Annotated in this window: 14 protein-coding genes and 1 tRNA gene; 11 read left to right on the plus strand and 4 right to left on the minus strand. The window is 65.4% G+C overall.

What is annotated here, in order from left to right:
• Positions 1 to 61 precede the first annotated feature (61 nt).
• From DKT70_RS02230 to DKT70_RS02240, 3 genes are read left to right on the plus strand one after another with little or no spacing between them, the layout of a single operon-like run.
• Positions 62 to 1,330, plus strand: a complete 1,269-nt coding sequence (locus tag DKT70_RS02230) for an efflux RND transporter periplasmic adaptor subunit (protein WP_111557605.1) — start codon at positions 62 to 64, stop codon at positions 1,328 to 1,330.
• 6 nt (positions 1,331 to 1,336) lie between these two features.
• Positions 1,337 to 4,444 (plus strand): efflux RND transporter permease subunit, encoded by a 3,108-nt coding sequence (locus DKT70_RS02235; protein WP_111557606.1) that lies wholly within the window; start codon positions 1,337 to 1,339, stop codon positions 4,442 to 4,444.
• On the plus strand, positions 4,444 to 5,829 hold the full coding sequence (locus DKT70_RS02240) for an efflux transporter outer membrane subunit (protein WP_111557607.1): 1,386 nt from the start codon (positions 4,444 to 4,446) through the stop codon (positions 5,827 to 5,829). Before DKT70_RS02235 ends, DKT70_RS02240 begins: the two co-directional genes overlap by 1 nt.
• Positions 5,830 to 5,929: 100 nt before the next feature.
• Here the strand turns inward: DKT70_RS02240 and DKT70_RS02245 are convergent.
• Positions 5,930 to 6,016: transfer RNA gene (locus tag DKT70_RS02245), tRNA-Leu, on the minus strand.
• A 109-nt stretch (positions 6,017 to 6,125) separates the two neighbouring features.
• Between DKT70_RS02245 and lipB the strand changes: the two genes are divergently transcribed.
• From lipB to DKT70_RS02265, 4 genes are all read left to right on the plus strand, one after another.
• Positions 6,126 to 6,785 (plus strand): lipoyl(octanoyl) transferase LipB, encoded by a 660-nt coding sequence (gene lipB / locus DKT70_RS02250; RefSeq protein WP_267895640.1) that lies wholly within the window; start codon positions 6,126 to 6,128, stop codon positions 6,783 to 6,785.
• Positions 6,786 to 6,892: 107 nt separating this feature from the next.
• The gene (locus DKT70_RS02255) at positions 6,893 to 7,333 is read left to right on the plus strand and encodes a c-type cytochrome (protein WP_111557608.1); all 441 of its coding nucleotides are present in this window, start codon (positions 6,893 to 6,895) and stop codon (positions 7,331 to 7,333) included.
• 183 nt (positions 7,334 to 7,516) lie between these two features.
• Positions 7,517 to 9,193, plus strand: a complete 1,677-nt coding sequence (gene ctaD, locus DKT70_RS02260) for a cytochrome c oxidase subunit I (protein WP_111557609.1) — start codon at positions 7,517 to 7,519, stop codon at positions 9,191 to 9,193.
• A 13-nt stretch (positions 9,194 to 9,206) separates the two neighbouring features.
• The gene (locus DKT70_RS02265; protein WP_111557610.1) at positions 9,207 to 9,704 is read left to right on the plus strand and encodes a DUF2244 domain-containing protein; all 498 of its coding nucleotides are present in this window, start codon (positions 9,207 to 9,209) and stop codon (positions 9,702 to 9,704) included.
• 36 nt (positions 9,705 to 9,740) lie between these two features.
• Here DKT70_RS02265 and DKT70_RS02270 read toward each other — a convergent pair whose 3' ends face one another.
• Both DKT70_RS02270 and DKT70_RS02275 read right to left on the minus strand, forming a co-directional pair.
• Positions 9,741 to 9,929 (minus strand): DUF3008 family protein, encoded by a 189-nt coding sequence (locus DKT70_RS02270; RefSeq protein WP_072295267.1) that lies wholly within the window; start codon positions 9,927 to 9,929, stop codon positions 9,741 to 9,743.
• 42 nt (positions 9,930 to 9,971) lie between these two features.
• Positions 9,972 to 10,433: a GatB/YqeY domain-containing protein gene (locus DKT70_RS02275; protein WP_111557611.1), complete on the minus strand. Its 462-nt coding sequence runs from the start codon at positions 10,431 to 10,433 to the stop codon at positions 9,972 to 9,974.
• Positions 10,434 to 10,588: 155 nt separating this feature from the next.
• On the opposite strand from DKT70_RS02275, the gene carA reads away from it, so the two are divergent.
• Positions 10,589 to 11,737, plus strand: a complete 1,149-nt coding sequence (carA, locus tag DKT70_RS02280) for a glutamine-hydrolyzing carbamoyl-phosphate synthase small subunit (protein ID WP_111557612.1) — start codon at positions 10,589 to 10,591, stop codon at positions 11,735 to 11,737.
• A gap of 109 nt (positions 11,738 to 11,846) precedes the next feature.
• Complete coding sequence (locus tag DKT70_RS02285; protein ID WP_111557613.1) at positions 11,847 to 13,952, plus strand: glycosyltransferase family 2 protein; 2,106 nt, start codon at positions 11,847 to 11,849, stop codon at positions 13,950 to 13,952.
• Positions 13,953 to 13,956: 4 nt separating this feature from the next.
• Here the strand turns inward: DKT70_RS02285 and DKT70_RS02290 are convergent, their stop codons facing one another.
• Positions 13,957 to 16,737, minus strand: coding sequence for a [protein-PII] uridylyltransferase family protein (locus tag DKT70_RS02290; RefSeq protein WP_111557614.1), 2,781 nt, complete (start codon positions 16,735 to 16,737; stop codon positions 13,957 to 13,959).
• Positions 16,738 to 16,951: 214 nt separating this feature from the next.
• Between DKT70_RS02290 and DKT70_RS02295 the strand changes: the two genes are divergently transcribed.
• Together DKT70_RS02295 and DKT70_RS02300 are read left to right on the plus strand one after the other, a co-directional pair.
• Positions 16,952 to 17,791 (plus strand): arginyltransferase, encoded by an 840-nt coding sequence (locus tag DKT70_RS02295; protein ID WP_111557896.1) that lies wholly within the window; start codon positions 16,952 to 16,954, stop codon positions 17,789 to 17,791.
• 158 nt (positions 17,792 to 17,949) lie between these two features.
• On the plus strand, positions 17,950 to 19,704 hold the full coding sequence (locus DKT70_RS02300; RefSeq protein WP_111557615.1) for an acetolactate synthase 3 large subunit: 1,755 nt from the start codon (positions 17,950 to 17,952) through the stop codon (positions 19,702 to 19,704).
• Positions 19,705 to 19,713: the final 9 nt, after the last annotated feature.

Raw genomic sequence — 19,713 nt, forward strand, 5'->3', positions numbered from 1 at the left:
TTATATGCAATCAGCACGCAACACTGGCGCCCTTGGTGGGCAAAAATCGGGACATCCGACCATGCACAAGACCAAACTCTCGACCGGCGCGGCCATGGCGGTCGCCATGTTCATCGCATGGCCTGCCGGTGCCCAGGCCCCCGGCGGCATGCCCCCCAAGCAGGTCGGCGTGGTGACGCTGAAGCGGCAGGACGTGCCGCGCATCGTGACCCTGCCGGGACGGGCCGTGGCGGCCTCGGACGCCGAGATCCGGCCCCGCGTCAGCGGCATCGTGACCGGGATCGAATACGACCCCGGCAAGCGGATCGAAGCGGGCGCCCCGATGTTCACCATCGAGGACACCACCTATCAGGCGAACCTTGCCAGCGCCGAGGCGCAGGTGTCGTCCGCGCAGGCGCAGGTGACGCAGGCCCAATCTTCCTATGAGCGGACGCGCAAGCTGCTGGGATCGGGCACCACGCAGGCGCAGGTGGAAACCGCGCTTGCGACGCTGGACCAGGCCAAGGCCACCCTGCAATCGGCCGAAGCCGCGCGCACGCTGGCCCAGGCCGACCTGGACTGGACCACCGTGACCAGCCCCATCGCGGGCATCGCCAGCGTGGCCGACATCTCGGTCGGTGACCTTGTCACAGCCAACCAGGCCGATGCGCTGGCAACGGTCACCCAGCTGGACCCGATCGAAGTCGACATGTACGAACCCTCGTCGCGGATCCTGAACGTGCTTGACGACATCGACGAAGGCATCCTGACGCTCAGCGAGACGCTGAACGCCACGCTGACGCTGGAAAATGGCCGCACCTATCAGGCCGTGGGCGAAATGGTCGCGCCGGGCGTGACCGTCTCGACCTCGACCGGGTCCATCGACACGCGCTTTCGCTTCAAGAACCCCGACAACCTGATCCTGCCGGGGATGTTCCTGCGCGGTCAGGTCGAACTGGGCAGCATCTCGGCGATCCTGGTGTCGCAATCGGCCACCAATCGCGACAAGGTCGGCAACCTTTCCGCCTGGGTCGTCGAGGATGGCAAGGTCAGCGAACGCCAGCTGACCGAGGAAGGCAATTATCAGCAACAATGGATCGTGACCGAGGGGCTGGAAGATGGCGAGACCCTGGTCGCCGACGGCCTGACCGGTCTGCAGGAAGGCATGGAGGTCGTGACCGTCCCCGTCACCTATGACGACCAGGGCGTCATCCGCGAGGTTAAGCAGGACCAGCCCGCCGAAGACACGGCGGCCGCCGAAGGCGAAGCGCCGGCGGAAGGCGAGGCCCCAGTCGAAAACGCAGCCCCCGCCGACGATGATGCGGCTCAGCCCGCCGACGCGACGGAGTAAGGCTGCATGGCACGTTTCTTCATTCATCGCCCCGTCTTCGCATGGGTGCTGGCGCTGATCACGATGCTGGTCGGCGCGATCGGCCTGAACAGCTTGGCCATCGAACAATATCCCCAGATCGCGCCGACGACGGTGCGGGTCAGCGCCGGTTATACCGGTGCTTCGGCCGAAATCGTCGAGGCATCCGTCACCACCGTCATCGAGGATGCCATGACGGGCCTGGACGGCCTGACCTACATGACGTCCTCCTCGACGCCGGGCTCCACCTCGGTGTCGTTGACCTTCGACGACAGCGTCGATGCCGACATCGCGCAGGTGCAGGTGCAGAACAAGCTGCAGCTGGTGACGCCGCAGCTGCCCGACATCGTCCAACAGAGCGGCGTGCAGGTGTCGCGGTCGACCTCGTCCATCCTGCTGGTGGGGGCGCTGACCGCGCCCAACGGCGACTATTCCTCGCTGGAACTGGGCGACCTGGTCGGCCAGCTGATCGAGGACCCGGTCAAGCGGACCCCAGGCGTCGGTTCGATCAACACCTTCGGGTCGGGTTATGCCATGCGGATCTGGATGGATCCGATGAAGATGAACCAGTATCAGGTGACGCCATCCGACATCACCGCCGCGGTCGCCGCCCAGAACACCAACGTGACCGTGGGTGATCTGGGCGCGCAGCCCACGATGGAGGGGCAGCGCATCACCGTGTCGCTGTCGGCGCAATCGCAGCTGTCCACAGTCGAGGAATTCGAAAGCATCCTGCTGCGCGTGGACCCCGACGGATCGACCGTCTTCCTGGGCGACGTGTCGCGGATCGAGATCGGCCAGGAATCCTATGGCGGATCGTCGCGCCACAACGGCAACCCCGCCGCCGGTTTCGCCGTGAACCTGGCCACCGGCGCAAACGCGGTCGATACCGCCGATGCCGTGCGTGAAACCATCAGCGAGGTCGAAAGCGCCCTGCCCGCCGGGGTCGAGGTGGTCTATCCCTATGACACCTCGCCCTTCGTCGAGGAATCGATCAATCAGGTCTATCACACTCTGGCCGAAGCCGTGGTGCTGGTCTTCTTCGTGATCCTGGCCTTCCTGCAAAGCTGGCGCGCCACGATCATTCCGGTCATCGCCATTCCCGTCGTCATGCTGGGCACCTTCGGGGTGCTGGCGGCGGCGGGCTTTACCATTAACACGCTGACCATGTTCGCGCTGGTGCTGGCCATCGGCCTGCTGGTCGATGACGCCATCGTCGTGGTGGAAAACGTCGAACGCGTGATGGAAGAAGAGGGCCTTGGCCCCGTCGAGGCGACAGAACGCAGCATGGACGAGATCACCAGCGCGCTGGTCGGCATCGTTCTGGTCCTGTCGGCGGTCTTCCTGCCCATGGCCTTCATGACCGGCGCGACGGGGGTGATCTATCGACAGTTCTCGGTGACGATCATCACCGCGATGGTGCTGTCGCTTGGTGTCGCCGTCATCCTGACGCCCGCCATGTGCGCCAGCCTGCTGCGCCCGCGCAAGCATGGCGACGGCATCGCCCCGGCACGCTGGTTCAACCGCAATCTGGACCGCGCCACGAACGGCTATGCCGGCGTCGTGGGGCGTCTGGTCAAGCGTCCGTTCCGGATGCTGATCGTGCTGGCGGTGATCGGTGCGGGCGTGGTCGCGCTTTACGACCGCCTGCCCGGATCATTCCTGCCCGATGAGGATCAGGGCGTGGCGCTGGTCATTATCCAGGGTCCGGACGGATCGACCACCCAGCAGACCCAGGCCTTGGTCGAAAAGGTCGAGAACTATCTGCTGAACCAGGAATCCGAGACGGTCGAGTCGGTCTTTGCCGCCCTTGGTTTCAGCTTCGGTGGCACCGGCCAGAACAACGCCATGCTGTTCATGAAGCTGAAGGAGTACGAGGAACGCGAAGGCCATGACCTGCCCTCGCTGGTCGGTCGTGCGAACGGCTTCTTCTTCGGGACCAACCGCCAGGGCCAGATCTTCGTGCTGCAGCCGCCGGCGATCCAGGGGCTTGGCACCTCGTCGGGCTTTACCATGTACATGGTCGACCAGGGCGGCCAGGGCCAGGATGCGCTGATGGAGGCCGCCAACACGCTGGTCGCGAACGCCCAGGCCGATGGTCGCGTGACGAACCTGCGCGGCAATGAAAGCAAGACCCAGACCGCCTTGCGCCTGGATATCGACCAGCAGAAGGCCGCGGCCTTTGGGCTGTCGATATCCGAGGTGAATTCGATGCTGTCGGTGATCTTTGCCGGGCGCGACGTGAACGACTTCGCGCTTGGCAACGACCTGCGTCCCGTCATCGTGCAGGGCGAGGCCGACAACCGGTCGCAGCCCGACGACATCAACAGCTGGTATGCCCGCAACTCGGCAGGCGAGATGGTATCCTTCGGCGCCTTCTCGACCCAGGAATGGGAACAGGAACCCAAGGCGCTGGCCCGTTACGGCGGCAGTCGCGCGCTGGAACTCAGCGGCGCCGCCGCGCAGGGCCTGTCCTCGGGCGCGGCCATGGACGCCATGCAGGACATGGTCGGCGAACTGGACGGCAATTATGCCACCGCCTGGACGGGCCTGTCCTATCAGGAACGGCTGTCGGGCAACCAGGCGCCGATCCTCTTTGCGCTATCGGCGCTGGTGGTGTTCCTGTCGCTGGCTGCCCTCTACGAAAGCTGGTCGGTGCCCATCGCGGTCATGATGACGGTGCCCATTGGCATCCTGGGTGCCTTGGCGGCGGCATTGTGGTTCGGGCAGTCGAACGATGTCTATTTCAAGGTGGGCCTGTTGACGACCATCGGCCTGGCGGCGCGGAACGCGATTCTGATCGTCGAATTCGCCGAGGCGCAGATCAAGGAAGGCAAATCCATGCTGGAGGCCGCGCTGGTCGCGTCCCGCCAGCGCCTGCGCCCGATCCTGATGACCACCTTCGCCTTCATGCTGGGCGTGCTGCCCCTGGCGATCGCATCGGGTGCCGGCGCGGGTGCGCAGAACTCGATCGGGATCGGCGTTTTGGGGGGCATGACCACCTCGGCCGTGATCGGGATCTTTCTGGTGCCGGTCTTCTATGTCGCCGTGCTGAAAACGCGCAATCTGGTGACGCGAAAGGATAAAACTTCGTGATGTTTCCACGCAAATCCCGAATTGCGGCGCTGTCGCTGACCGCATTGCTGACCATCTCGGGTTGTGCGGCCGTGGGGCCCGACCCCACCGACCTGCCCGACACCCAAGTCCCCGCCACCTTTGCCGAGGGCGAGGGCCAAGCCCCCGCCCAAGTGACGCGGACGGCCTTCTGGTCCAGCTATCAGGACCGGACGCTGTCGCAGATGATCGCCGAAGGTCTGGGCAACAGCCTGGACATTCTGGCGGCCAACGAACGCATCCGCGCCGCCGAGGCGGACCTGCGGGCGACCGCCCCCCTGGCCGCGCAGGTCACCGGCGAGGCGGCATCCGCCAGCCGCACCCGCAGCGGCGTCGACAACCAGGCGACGGGTTACACCAGCACCGCGAACCTGTCGGCGGGCTTCGTCTTCGACCTGTTCGGGGGCGCGCGCCGTGCCCGCCAGGGCGCCGAAGCCGCCTATGCCTCGGCCGAGGCGCAGGCGCAGGTCACCCGGCTGGCCTGGCTGGCCGAGGTCATCAGCGCCTATTCCGACGCCCGCTACTATCAGCAGGCGCTGGCCCTGACCCGCGACACGATCGAGGCACGCGAAAGCACGCTGGAGGTCACCAACAACATGCTGTCGCTTGGTCTGGCGACCGATTACGACACGGCGCAAACCCAAGCCCTGCTGGAAACCGCCCGCGCCGATCTGCCGAATTTCGAAGCGCTCTACAATGCACAGATCTATCGCCTGTCGACGCTGCTGAACCAGCAGGCCAATGGCGTGATGGGGCGGATGAACGCGGGCTCCAGCGCCTTGCGTACCCCTGCGGGGCCGGGCACCGGTGTGCCGGCCGACCTGCTGCGCAACCGCCCCGACATCCGGTCAAGCCAACAGGATCTGGCGCAGGCGCTGGCCGCCGTCGGCGTCGCCACGGCGGACATGCTGCCGTCGCTGTCGCTGACGGGGTCGATCAGCGACACGGCGGGCGCGAACAACTGGGCCTTCGGGCCCCGCCTGTCGCTGCCCATTGCGAACCAGGGCATCCTGCAGGCCACGCGGTCGCGCCGGGTCTCCGAGGCCCGTTCGGCCGACCTGGCCTATCGCAGCCAGGTCGCCTCGGCGGTCGAGGATGTGCAACGCAGCCAGTCGAACCTGCGCCGCTATCGTCAACGGGTCGCGACGCTGGACAAGGCGGCGGCCTCCTATGACCGCGCCTATTCGCTGGCCCGCACCAATTTCGAGGCGGGTGCGCTGGCGCTGGTCGACCTGCTGGACGCCGACCGCCAGCGCGCGACGGCCCGCCTGGCCGCAGCATCCGCCCGCAACGACGCCTCCAAGGAATGGGCGGCGCTGCAGATCGCCACGGGTGCGGGCGCAGCCGTCGCGGCCATCGCCAACTGACGCGTCACGGGGCGGCGCCATGTCGCCCCGCACGGAACGCCAGAAACGAAAAGCGCCGCGCTGGATCGAACCAGTGCGGCGCTTTTTCGTGCAGATCGTTTGGTGCGGCCGAGAAGACTCGAACTTCCACTCCGGTTAAGGAACAGCGACCTCAACGCTGCGCGTCTACCAATTCCGCCACGGCCGCATCTTGAGGTAGGCGCGTCATAACCGAGCCCTGCGCCGAAGAAAAGCGGTTTTTGCGACCCGCCCCAAGATGCCCGAAGGCCATTGACGAAACCGCCACGCCGCGTCACATCGGCGCCATGGTGGAATGGATCATCAGCGACGGCCTGACGGGCCATGACGAGGCCGTGGCCTTCATGGAGGCCCGCGTCGCCGCCATCCTGGCGGGCGAGGCCGACGAATGCATCTGGCTGGTCGAACACCCGCCCCTCTATACTGCGGGGACCAGCGCGCGCCCGCAGGACCTGTTGAACCCGCGCTTTCCGGTCCATCCGACGGGGCGCGGCGGGCAATACACCTATCACGGGCCTGGCCAGCGAATCGTCTATGTCATGCTGGACCTGAACCGGCGCGGGCGCGACGTGCGGGTCTTCGTTGCGCAGTTGGAGGCATGGGTGATCGCCGCGCTGGCAGAATTCGGCGTCGCGGGCCGGATCAGCGAAGGGCGCGTGGGCGTCTGGGTGCCCCGCCCCGAAAAGCCCCCTCTGTTCGACGGCACCCCGCGCGAGGACAAGATCGCCGCCATCGGCATCAAGCTGCGCCGTTGGGTCAGCTTCCACGGCATCTCGATCAATGTCGAACCGGACCTGATGCATTACGACGGCATCGTGCCCTGCGGCATCAGCGGGCATGGCATCACCTCGCTGGTGGATCTGGGGCTGCCCGTCGGAATGGACGATCTGGACAACGCGCTTCGCCAGTCTTTCCTGCGCATCTTCGCTGCAATCTGATCAATTCTTTCGCTGCGACCTTTCGATAGGTGGATTTCCTGCGCGCCCTGCCTGTAGGATCGGGACGGAGATATGCCCCGCGCAGGGGCCGAGCGAGGAAAAACATTATGAAATCAGCCATTGTCGGCGCCTTCATCGGCGCGACCCTAGCCATTCCCGCAGTTGCACAGGATGCGGGCGACGCCGCAGCCGGCGAAAAGGAATTCCGCAAATGCCGCGCCTGCCACATGATCCAGGATGACAGCGGCACCGACATCGTCAAGGGCGGCGCCGTCGGCCCAAATCTTTACAACGTGATGGGCGCCAAGATCGCGTCGCAGGAGGGTTTCCGTTACGGCGATGGTATCCTGGCCGCGGCCGAAGCCAATCCCGACATGGTCTGGACCGAGGAGGAACTGATCGCCTATGTCACCGATCCCGGTGCCTGGGTGAAGGAGAAATCCGGCGATGACGGCGCGCGCAGCAAGATGACCTTCAAGCTGAACCGCAACCAGGCCGATGTCGCGGCCTATCTGACCAGCGTGTCACCGGACGCCCCGTCCGAGTGATCGTCAATGCGGCGATCGGCCGCATCAGCGTCGTGACCCGCCCCTGCCAACTGTGATATTCTGGCAGGGGCGCGGCATTCTGGCCACCGTGACGCATTGCCCGGTCATCACGGGTGGTCTAAAGAAAGCGTGATAATGCCGGTCTGCCAGGCCGGCTCGACGAGATCTTGAGGGAGTTCGGGTATGGCAGACGCAGCCGCACACGGCCACGACGACCATCATGACACCCGTGGGTTCTTCACCCGCTGGTTCATGTCCACCAATCACAAAGACATTGGTATTCTTTACCTTTTCACCGCTGCGCTGGCCGGTCTGATCTCGGTCAGTTTCACCGTCTACATGCGGATGGAACTGCAGCACCCCGGCGTCCAGTACATGTGCCTAGAAGGCGCACGCTTTATCGCGGATTCGGCACGGGAATGCACCCCCAACGGTCACCTGTGGAACGTCATGATCACCTATCACGGTGTGCTGATGATGTTCTTCGTGGTGATTCCGGCGCTGTTCGGCGGCTTCGGCAACTATTTCATGCCGCTGCAGATCGGCGCGCCGGACATGAGCTTCCCGCGCATGAACAACCTCAGCTACTGGCTGTATGTCGCGGGTCTGGCCCTCGGCATCGCATCCCTGCTGACGCCGGGCGGCAACCAGCAACTGGGCTCGGGCGTGGGTTGGGTTCTGTACCCGCCGCTGTCGACCTCTGAAGGCGGCTACTCGATGGATCTGGCGATCTTCGCCGTCCACGTGTCGGGTGCGTCCTCCATTGTGGGTGCCATCAACATCATCACCACCTTCCTGAACATGCGCGCCCCCGGCATGACCATGTTCAAGGTGCCGCTGTTCGCCTGGTCGGTCTTCATCACCGCCTGGCTGATCCTGCTGGCCCTGCCCGTTCTGGCCGGCGCCATCACCATGCTGCTGATGGACCGCAACTTCGGGACAAACTTCTTCAACCCGGCCGGTGGCGGTGACCCGATCCTGTACCAGCACATCCTGTGGTTCTTCGGCCACCCCGAGGTCTATATCATCGTGCTGCCGGGCTTCGGCATCATCAGCCACGTCATTGCCACCTTCTCCAGAAAGCCCATCTTCGGCTATCTGCCGATGGTTCTGGCCATGGCCGCGATCGGTGTCCTAGGCTTCGTCGTCTGGGCGCACCACATGTACACCGTCGGCATGTCGCTGACCCAGCAGAGCTATTTCATGCTGGCGACCATGACCATCGCCGTGCCTACGGGCATCAAGGTGTTCAGCTGGATCGCCACGATGTGGGGCGGCTCGGTTGAATTCAAGACGCCGATGCTCTGGGCCTTCGGCTTCCTGTTCCTCTTCACCGTGGGCGGCGTCACCGGTGTCGTCCTGTCGCAAGCGCCGCTGGACCGCGTGTATCACGACACCTATTACGTCGTGGCCCACTTCCACTATGTGATGTCGCTTGGCGCGGTCTTTGCGATCTTCGCGGGCATTTATTACTGGGTCGGCAAGATGTCGGGCCGTCAGTATCCCGAATGGGCCGGCAAGCTGCACTTCTGGATGATGTTCATCGGTGCCAACCTGACGTTCTTCCCGCAGCACTTCCTGGGTCGCCAGGGCATGCCGCGCCGCTACATCGACTATCCGGTCGAGTTTGCGTATTGGAACAACATCAGCTCGCTTGGGGCTTACCTGTCCTTCGCCTCGTTCCTGTTCTTCTTCGGCGTGATGGCCTACACCCTGTTCGCAGGCAAGCGCGTGACCCAGAACAATTACTGGAACGAATACGCCGACACGCTGGAATGGACCCTGTCCTCGCCCCCGCCCGAACACACGTTCGAGCAGCTGCCCAAGCGCGAAGACTGGGACCGTCACCCGGCCCACTGAGTTCGATCCAACGATGCCATATCAATGGACACAGACGGCCCCGGATGATTCCGGGGCCGTTCTTCAAAGACTGACGCTGTGGCCGCACCGATCGCTGCCGCGCAGGGGCTTTGTGTGGTTCATCGCCATCACGGCCGCGCTGCTGTCGCTGCCGATCATTGCCATGTTGGGATCGCCCGTCCTGTGGGGATTGCTGCCCTTTGGCGCGATTGCCGTGGCGGGCGTCTGGTTCGCGCTTCAGCACAGCTATCGCACCGGCCAGACGCATGAAGAACTGACGCTGGACCGCGACCGGCTGCATGTGCGTCGCCTGGATCCGGGCAAGCCGCCGCGCGATTGGGACACCAACAGCTATTGGGTTAGGGCGCAGATCCGCAAAGGCCCGGTCGAGGATTACCTGACCCTGACCGACGGTATGCGGGAAATCGAGCTGGGCGTCTTTCTGACCCCGCCCGAACGGCGCGATCTGTGTCGCGAACTGACGAGCGCCATCGCGCGGGTCCGGGAATAGGAAAGGCGGGCGGGGTTGCGCCCTGCCCGCCTGCCTTCAGTCGTCCTCGACGTGATCGGGAAGATTGTCGTGATCGGTCGAGGCGAAATCCTCCAGCTCATCCTCGGTCATGCTGTGATACATGTCCTTGGACGCGCCTTGCAGGTCGCCGACCTTGGTTTCGCCGCGCTTGGCGGAGAGTGCCGCCCCGGCGGCGCGTTGCTGGGCCTTGGATCTTGCTGGCATCGGGTCACCTCCTGTCAGCAAACGCCCGCGACCGCGCAGGGTTCACGCCAGCAGGCGATCTTTCACCGCCGGCCCCACGGCACCGAAATCCATCTGGCCGGCATGGCGTTCCTTCAGCGCGGCCATGACGCGACCCATGTCGCGGATGCCCTCGGCCCCCAGATCCGTGATGGCCTTGTCGATGGCAGCGCGGGTTTCGGCCTCGTCCATCTGGCGGGGCAGGAATTCCTGGATGACCGCGATTTCGTCCTCTTCCTTGGACGCCAGCTCAAGACGACCGGCTTCCTCATAGGCCTTGGCTGATTCCTGACGCTGCTTGACCATGCGCGACAGGATCAGGATCAGGTCGCCCTCGGTCAGCGCGCCGTCACTGTCGCCGCCACGCGCCGCGATCTCGCGGTCCTTGACGGCGGCACCGATCAGGCGCAGCGTGGACAGACGGGCGCTGTCCCGAGCCTTCATCGCTTCCTTCGTCGCGGCTTGCAGCTTGCTGCGCAGTTCCATGATCGCGTCTCCGTTGCTGGCGCGGAATGCGCCGGAAAGACTGCGATCTAGGCCCAAGGGCCGCGCAATTCAAGCGCCCGTGACCGTTGCTGCGCCTTGACCTTGGGGCGCGTCCCCCTTATTCACCCCAAGATTTCAGATCCAGAGGTGCCGATATGGCTGTAAAACCGACTGCCTGCCTTGCGCTTGCCGACGGGACCGTTTTCTACGGCCAGGGCTTTGGCGCCACCGGCGAAGTTGTCGCCGAACTGGTCTTCAACACCGCGATGACCGGCTATCAGGAGATCATGACCGATCCCTCCTATGCCAGCCAGATCGTGACCTTCACCTTCCCCCACATCGGCAATACCGGCGTGACCACGGAAGACGACGAAGCGCAGGATCCGGTGGCCAGCGGCATCGTCGTGCGGTGGGACCCGACGCAATCGTCGAACTGGCGCACGACCGCCGAGTTGACCGAGTGGATGACCCGCAAGGGCCGCATCGGCATCGGCGCGATCGACACGCGTCGCCTGACCCGCGCAATCCGCCAGCAGGGTGCGCCGCATGTGGTTTTAGCCCATGATCCTGACGGCAATTTCGACATCGAGGCGATGGTCGCCCGTGCCCGCGACTGGACGGGTCTGGTGGGGCTGGACCTGGCCAAGACGGTCAGCTGCGCCCAGACCTACAAATGGGATCAGGGCACCTGGGCCTGGGGTACCGGCTTTGGTACCTCGCCCGAGGACAAGCCCTTCAAGGTCGTCGCCATCGATTACGGCGCCAAGCGCAACATTCTGCGTTCGCTGGTGTCGCACGGTGCCGATGTGACGGTCATGCCCGCCACCGCCACCGCCGAGGAGATCCTGGCACACGAACCCGAGGGCATCTTCCTGGCCAACGGCCCCGGCGATCCGGCCGCGACCGGCGTCTATGCCGTGCCGATGATCCAGTCGCTGCTGGAAAAGGACCTGCCGATGTTCGGCATCTGCCTGGGCCACCAGATGCTGGCGCTGGCGCTTGGCGCCAAGACGATCAAGATGAGCCACGGCCACCACGGCGCGAACCACCCGGTGCGCGACGTGGAAACCGGCAAGGTCGAGATCACCTCGATGAACCACGGCTTTGCGGTCGATTCGCAGACCCTGCCCCAGGGCGTGCTGGAAACCCATGTCAGCCTGTTCGATGGCAGCAATTGCGGCATCCGCATGACCGACCGGCCGGTGTTTTCCGTCCAGCACCACCCCGAGGCATCGCCCGGCCCGCAGGACAGCATGTATCTATTCAAGCGCTTCACCGAATCCATGCGCGCCCGCCGCGCATGATCGAAGGTCTTGGGACTGCGCGGGCGATTTTCACCCGCGCGGTCCCGAAGTCTTAACCTTCCGTTAACGACATTCATGGCAAGACGGGGCGTTCCAACGGGGAATCGTCATGGCCTTGCCTGCGCCGCTGCCCTTGCCGGCGAATCTGAACGATGAAGGCGGCATCGTGCTGCGCGGTCCCACGATCGCGCCGCGGACATTGCGCCCTCTGGGTCAGATCCTGCTGGAAGACGGCGTTCTGGATCCGGGCGATCTGCTGAAGGCGACGCTGATCAGCCAGAAACAGGGCCAGCAGCTTGCCCATGTGCTGCTGGCGCAACGCATGGTCGCCGCCGACGCCTTGGCGCGCGGCCTGTCGCGTCAATGGCGCACCACCGCCATCGACCCCGCCACCAGCCCGGCCGACCCGCGCCTGATCGATCTGGCAGGGGCCGGCTTCTGTCTGACGAACGCCATCCTGCCCTGGCGGCGGATCGGCGGCGTCACTTGGATCGCGACCGCCCGCCCCGAGGCGTTCGAGGCGCTTCTGCACCGCCTGCCACGCGAATTCGGTCATGTCCGCATGCTGCTGGCCAGCGAGGATCAGGTTCAGTCCGGCGTCCTGGACTGGCGCCGCACCCGCCTGATCCGCGAGGCCGAATGCCGCGTCCCCGCCGCCGAAAGCTGCCGCACTCAGGACCATGCCCTCACCGCCCAACTGGCCGCCCTGCTGGTGATGGCGGTGCTGGCGGGCATCGCCCTTGCGCCGACGCTTCTGGCCTTCATCCTGACGGCCTGGGCGGTCCTGACGCTGATCTCGCAATCGGCGCTGAAGCTGCTGGCCTTCGTGGGCTTTCGTCGCGCCCGCAGCGAGAACCGCGAATTGCAGCAGGCGGTCGCAGAGGGGCAGTTGTTGCCATCGGACAGGGATGTGCCCTTGCCGATGATTTCGGTCATGGTTCCGCTGTTCAAGGAAAGCGATGTCGCCGGAAAACTGGTCGCACGGCTGGCAAGGCTGCAATATCCGCGGGAACTGACCGACATCCTGCTGGTGATCGAGGCCAGCGACGATGTGACCGAAGCGGCGCTGAAGGGCGTGACCCTGCCGCACTGGATCCGCGTGGTTCGCGTCCCCGACGGTCCCATCAAGACCAAGCCCCGCGCGCTGAACTATGCGCTGAATTTCTGCAAGGCGCAGATCGTGGGCATCTGGGACGCCGAGGATCGCCCCGACCCCGATCAGTTGCACAAAGTCGCCCGCGCCTTTCATTTCGCGCCCGCCGATGTCGCCTGCCTGCAGGGGGCGCTGGATTTCTATAACCCGCGCACCAACTGGCTGGCCCGCTGCTTTACCATCGAATACGCCGCGTGGTTCCGCGTCCTGCTGCCGGGCGTGGCGCGGCTTGGCCTGGTCGTGCCCTTGGGCGGCACCACGCTGTTCTTCCGTCGCCACCTGCTGGAGGAGGTCGGCGCGTGGGACAGCTGGAACGTGACCGAGGACGCCGATCTGGGCGTGCGGCTGTGCCGGCGCGGCTATCGCACCCAGATCATCGACACCACCACGGACGAAGAGGCCAATTGCCGCGCCATGCCCTGGGTCAAGCAGCGCTCGCGCTGGCTCAAGGGTTATGCGCTGACCTGGGCCGTGCATATGCGCGACCCCGCCCTGCTGCATCGGGAACTGGGGCCGCGGCGTTTCTGGTGGTTCCAGGTCCAGTTCTTCGGCGCCGTGTCGCAATATCTTCTGGCCCCGGTCCTGTGGAGCTTCTGGCTGCTTAGCTTGGGCCTGCCCCATCCGCTTCGCGACCCGTTGGAGGGCCTAGGCAGTTGGGCTGTACCGGCGCTGTTCACGCTGTTCGTCGCCTCCGAACTGCTGTCGATCTTCGTGGGCATGCGCGCCGTCAGCGGGGCCAAGCATCGGCACCTGCTGGCTTGGGTGCCGACGCTGCATCTCTATTTCCCGCTTGGGTGCCTGGCGGGTTGGAAGGCCATCTGCGAGGTCGTGACCAAGCCGTTCTACTGGGACAAGACCGCGCATGGCCTGTTCGTCGAGGCACCCGACATGCCCGCCCCGGCCCTGCCCGCAGGCCTTGTGTCGATCCCGGTGCTGGGCCAAATCGGCGGGCGGTCCCTGTCCGAAGTCGCCGCCGAACTGCAATCCAGCGCCGAACAGAGCCGTCCCGAGACCGCCCCACCCCTGCCCGACCGTCCCGAAAGGAATGTCGCGGCGGGATAGGACGCTATTGCGGCATCTGGGCGGTGATCAACGCTTCGGCACGCGACACGTGGTCCCGGATGCAGTCCCGGATTGCCTCGGCATCAGGGGCATCGACTTCGCGCAGCAGGAAATCCTGCGCGCCGCCGCCGATATCCTGCATGTCCAGCGGGCGATCGGTCAAAAGCCGCCCCGCCGCGTGCAACCGCCAGAAGGCCCGCCAGGCCGAAGACAGCGCCTCGGTCGCCTTGGCATCCATCAACCCCGCCCGCTTGCCCGCGCGCAGCTGCGCCAAGGTGCCCCGCGCGGGATCGCCCGACCGCAGCGCACAGGCCTGTGCCAGCAGGTCGATATCCTGCAGGCGTCCCGGACCGTGGCGTACGTCCCAAGGGCCCGATGCAGGCTTGGCCGTGAACAGTCGCGTCCGCATCTGATCCAGATCGGCTATGACGCGCGGGTCGGTGCCGCGGCGGCGCAGGACTTCAAGGCGCAACGCCTCGATCTGCTCGGCCAGCGCGGCGGCGTCACCGCCGCTGCGGGCCACGACGCGGGCACGGGTCAGCGCCAGATGTTCCCAGGTCCAGGCCTCTTCCATCTGATAGGTCTCGAAGCTTTGCACTGACGTCGCCACCGGCCCCTGCCGCCCCGAGGGGCGCAGCCGCAGGTCGACTTCATAAAGCCGCCCTTCGGCGGTGGGCGCCGATAGCGCCGTTACCATCGCCTGCGTCAGCCGCGCATAATAGGGGCGCGCCGCCAGCGGTCGCGGCCCGTCCGAGGCCTCGACCCCGTCCGCGTCATAGATCACGATCAGGTCCAGATCCGAGCCCGCGTTCAGCACCCGCGCCCCAAGCGAACCCATGCCCACGACGACGGCCCCCCGCCCCGGCGCAGGCCCGTGCTTGCGCGCGAATTCCGACGCCGTCACCGGGAACAGCGCGGCGACGCAGGCCCCCGCCAAATCGGCATATTGTCCGGCGGCCTCATCGGCGTCGATCAGCCCGCGCAGGTGATGCACGCCGATGCGGAAATGCCATTCATGCGCCCAACGTCGCGCAGCATCCAAGGCGGCCTCATATCCACCGGCGGTCGCGGCTGCCTGGACGGCGCGGTCCAGTTCGGTCCGCAGCCCGGTTTCGCCCGGCCAGGGCGCAAAGAAGCTGCCGCCCAGCACCGCGTCCAGCACCGCCGGATGCTGCGCCAGATAGGCGGCCAGCGCCGGGGCCGTGCCGCAAATGTCCACGATCAGGTCGATCAGTTGGGGATTGGCGTCGAACAGGGAAAACAGCTGGACGCCCGCGGGCAGCCCGGCAAGGAAGCTGTCGAAACGGGCCAACGCCTCTGCGGGATGGCCCGCGCGGGACATGCGATCCAATAGCGGCACCTCGATCCGGCGAAAGATCTGCAGCGCGCGGTCGGACCGCAACGCCGGATAGCCCTGCCACCGGTCGATGATCGCCTGCGATTCGGGCGACATCTGCGGGCGTTCGGCCTTGATCTCGTCGGGGGCGAAGAACTCCTCGGTCAGTTCATGGACGCGGGCCAACCGGGCCTTCAGCGCCGCCTGCCATCCGTCCGGATCACCTGACCCCATCAGCGCGGCGATGGTCCGCAGGCCGTTGCCGTCCTTAGGCAGGCTGTGGGTCTGGGCGTCGTTCACCATCTGGATGCGATGTTCGATGTCGCGGTGTTCGCGGTAATGATCGGTCAGTTCCTGCGCCACCGCATCGGGAATCCAACCCTTGGCCGCCAGCGCCGCCAGCCCGCCCACCGTGTCACGAACCCGCAGATCGGGGTCGCGCCCGCCCGCGATCAACTGGCGGGTCTGGGTAAAGAACTCGATCTCGCGGATGCCACCACGGCCCAGCTTGATGTTATGGCCCGCGACCTCCAGCCGGCCGCCCAGGCCCTTGTGGTCGCGAATGCGCAGCCGCATGTCGTGGGCGTCCTGGATGGCGGCGAAATCCAGATGCTTGCGCCAGACGAAGGGCCGCAGTTCGGCCAGAAAGCGTTCGCCCGCGGCGATGTTTCCCGCTGCCGCCCGCGCCTTGATGAAGGCGGCGCGTTCCCAGGTGCGGCCCTCGGCCTCGTAATAGGCCAGCGCGGCGGCGGTCGAGATGCAGACCGGCGTCACCGATGCATCCGGGCGCAGCCGCAGGTCGGTGCGAAAGACATAACCGTGTTCAGTCACGTCCGACAGGGTCGCAGCCATCTTGCGGGTCGCGCGGATCAGGGCTGCGCGGGCCTCCATCTGGTCGGCATCGTCATAGGCGGTTTCGTCGAACAGCACGATCAGGTCGATATCCGAAGAATAGTTCAATTCCCCCGCCCCGCCCTTGCCCATGGCCAGCGCAAAGATGCCCCCCGCATCCGCGTCGGTTTCGGGCAGCTTGCCACGCCGGACCTCGGACGCGACATGGGCCCGCAGGGCGAGGTCCACCGCACGATCCGCCAGATCGGACAGCGCCTGCGTTACCTGCGCCAAGGGCCAGACGCCCCCCAGATCAGCCAGCGCCGCCTGCAGCGCCACGCGTCGCTTGGCCCGACGCAGCGCGACGCCCAGATCATCGGGGGACAGGTCCTGGAACCCTGCCGTTTCGCGGGCCACCACATCGTCATGATCCAGCGCGCCGGGCAGCCAGTCGGCCTCTTGCCGGATCAAACCGGCAAGAAAGGGGCTGCTGCCCGCGACGGCGGCGATCAGGTCGCGCAGGGCCGCCGGACTGTGGGGGAACAGGGCCGCCGCATCCTGCGCGCGGGCAGGATCGACGGGCAACGGATGGCGGGTGATGCGGTCGTGAAAGCTCATGCCTGTCACCTTAGCGGTCGCCGGTGCGGGGTCAACGCGCCGCGTCATCGCTGCACGACCGTCCCGCGAAGCGTCGGGGTGGGTCTTTCCCCGCTTGGCGTGTCATGGAAACGTTGCTAGGCTTCGCGCGACCCTGACACCATCGCCACACCGGATAGTGCAACTTCCGCATGACCAGCCCTGACCCGATCAGTTGCCGCAAGGGATGCGCCTGATGCGCCATACCCTGCCCCATGCGCCACAGTTCTATGTGACGGCGCCTCAGCCTTGCCCCTATCTGCACGGGCGGGCCGAACGCAAATTGTTCACGGCACTGCAGGGTGACAACGCCCCCGAACTGAACAACGCCCTGTCCCGCCAGGGCTTTCGCCGGTCGCAGAACGTGCTGTATCGCCCCAGCTGCGAAAGCTGCGTGGCCTGCATGTCGGCGCGGATCCGGGTGGCCGATTTTGTCCCCAGCCGCACGCAGCGCCGCATCCAGAAACGCAATGCCGTGCTGCAGCGGCTGGCCACCAGTGCCTGGGCGACCGAGGAACAGTTCGACCTGTTCCGCCGCTATCTGGACCGTCGCCACGCCGATGGCGGCATGGCCGACATGGACATCTTCGAATTCGCCGCCATGATCGAGGAGACCCCAATCAAGACCCGCGTCATCGAATATCGCGGCGGCTCGGACGATCCCGGCACCATGAAGAGCGGCGACGAACACCTGACCGCCGTCTGCTTGACCGACGTGCTGGATGACGGCCTCAGCCTGGTCTACAGCTTCTACGACCCCGTCTTCCGCCCGGCCAGCCTGGGCACCCACGTAATCCTGGACCATATAGAGATCGCCCGCGCGGCAGGGCTGCCCTATGTCTATCTGGGCTATTGGGTGCCCGGCAGCCGCAAGATGGAATACAAGGCCCGCTTCAACGCGCTGGAAATCTACAAGGGTGGGGTGTGGCAGGATATCGGCGATCCGGGCGACCATTCGAACGAGGCCCATCCCCTGTCGGTCGATCCGATCGTCGAACAGGTCGCGCGCATCGCCCTGCCGCAATTCGACCGATAGCGCCTGACAATCCGCGAAACAAAGTTTCAAAAATCGGCATGGCTGCGTCATTTTATCCGCAGGACCCCATTGACCCCGCCCTGCCCTGATCCTAGTTTGCGCCGACGCGGGGGCCCGTCCGGCCCTTTGCGCAACGCATTTTTTGATGGAGCAGAACGATGTCCCGAATGATGACGGGTGCGAGAATGGTGGTCGAGGCGCTGCGCGATCAGGGCGTCGATACCGTATTCGGCTATCCGGGCGGGGCCGTCCTACCCATCTATGACGAGATCTTCCAGCAGAACGACATCACCCATATCCTGGTGCGCCACGAACAGGGTGCCGTCCACATGGCCGAAGGCTATGCCCGCGCGACCGGCAAGCCCGGCGTCGTGCTGGTCACCTCGGGTCCCGGTGCGACGAATGCGGTCACGGGGCTGACCGATGCGCTGCTGGATTCGATCCCGCTGATCGTTCTGTCGGGTCAGGTCCCGACCTTCATGATCGGCACCGACGGCTTCCAAGAGGCCGACACCGTCGGCATCACCCGCCCCTGCACCAAGCATAACTGGCTGGTCAAGGACACGGGCAAGCTGGCCCAAACCATCCACAAGGCCTTTCACGTTGCGACATCGGGACGGCCGGGACCGGTGCTGGTAGACATCCCCAAGGATGTCCAGTTCGCCAGCGATCTCTATGTCGGACCCAAGCAGGTCGATAACGGCCCCTATCAGCCTGTCAAGAAGGGCAATATCGAGGCGATCACCCGCTTAGTCGAGATGATCGAACAGGCCGAACGCCCGATCCTCTATACCGGCGGCGGGGTCATCAATTCGGGTCCGGGCGCCAGCCAGCTGCTGCGCGAACTGGCCGAGGCGACGGGCTTTCCGGTCACCTCGACCCTGATGGGGCTGGGCGCCTATCCGGCATCGGGCAAGAACTGGCTGGGCATGCTGGGGATGCACGGCCTCTACGAGGCGAATCTGGCGATGCATGGCTGCGACCTGATGATCAACATCGGCGCCCGCTTCGACGATCGCATCACCGGTCGCATCGCGGATTTCAGCCCCGGTTCGGTCAAGGCGCATATCGACATCGACCCCTCCAGCATCAACAAGGTCGTGCAGGTCGAACTGCCGATCGTCGGCGATGTCGGCCATGTGCTGGAAGACCTGCTGAAGGTCTGGAAGTCGCGCGGCCGCAAGCTGAACGGTCCGGCGCTCAAGTCTTGGTGGGGCCAGATCGACGAATGGCGGGCCAAGAACTGCCTCGCCTATCGCGGCAGCGACACGATCATCAAGCCGCAACACGCGCTGCAACGGCTCGAGGCGCTAACCAAGGGGCGCGACCGTTACATCACGACCGAGGTCGGCCAGCACCAGATGTGGGCCGCGCAATATCTGGGGTTCGAGGAACCGAACCGCTGGATGACCTCGGGCGGTCTTGGGACGATGGGCTATGGCCTGCCGGCATCGGTCGGCGTTCAGGCCGCCCACCCCGAAGCGCTGGTCATCAACGTGGCGGGCGATGCCAGCTGGCTGATGAACATGCAGGAAATGGGCACTGCCGTGCAGTTCCGCCTGCCGGTCAAGCAGTTCATCCTGAACAATGAACGCCTTGGCATGGTCCGCCAGTGGCAGCAGCTGCTGCATGGCGAACGCTACAGCCAGTCTTGGTCCGACAGCCTGCCCGATTTCGTCAAGCTGGCCGATGCCTTCGGTTGTAAGGGGGCGCAGGTCCGCGACCCCAAGGATCTGGACGCCGCCATCCAGCAAATGCTGGATTACGACGGCCCCTTCATCCTGGACGTGCTGGTCGAGAAACACGAGAACTGCTTCCCGATGATCCCGTCGGGCAAGCCCCATAACGAAATGCTGCTGGGCGAGGCGGAAACCCTGGGCGTGATCGAATCGGAAGGTGCGGTGCTGGTGTGACCCGCCCCG

The sequence above is a fragment of the Paracoccus sediminilitoris genome (assembly GCF_003259195.1).
GTDB lineage: Bacteria > Pseudomonadota > Alphaproteobacteria > Rhodobacterales > Rhodobacteraceae > Paracoccus > Paracoccus sediminilitoris.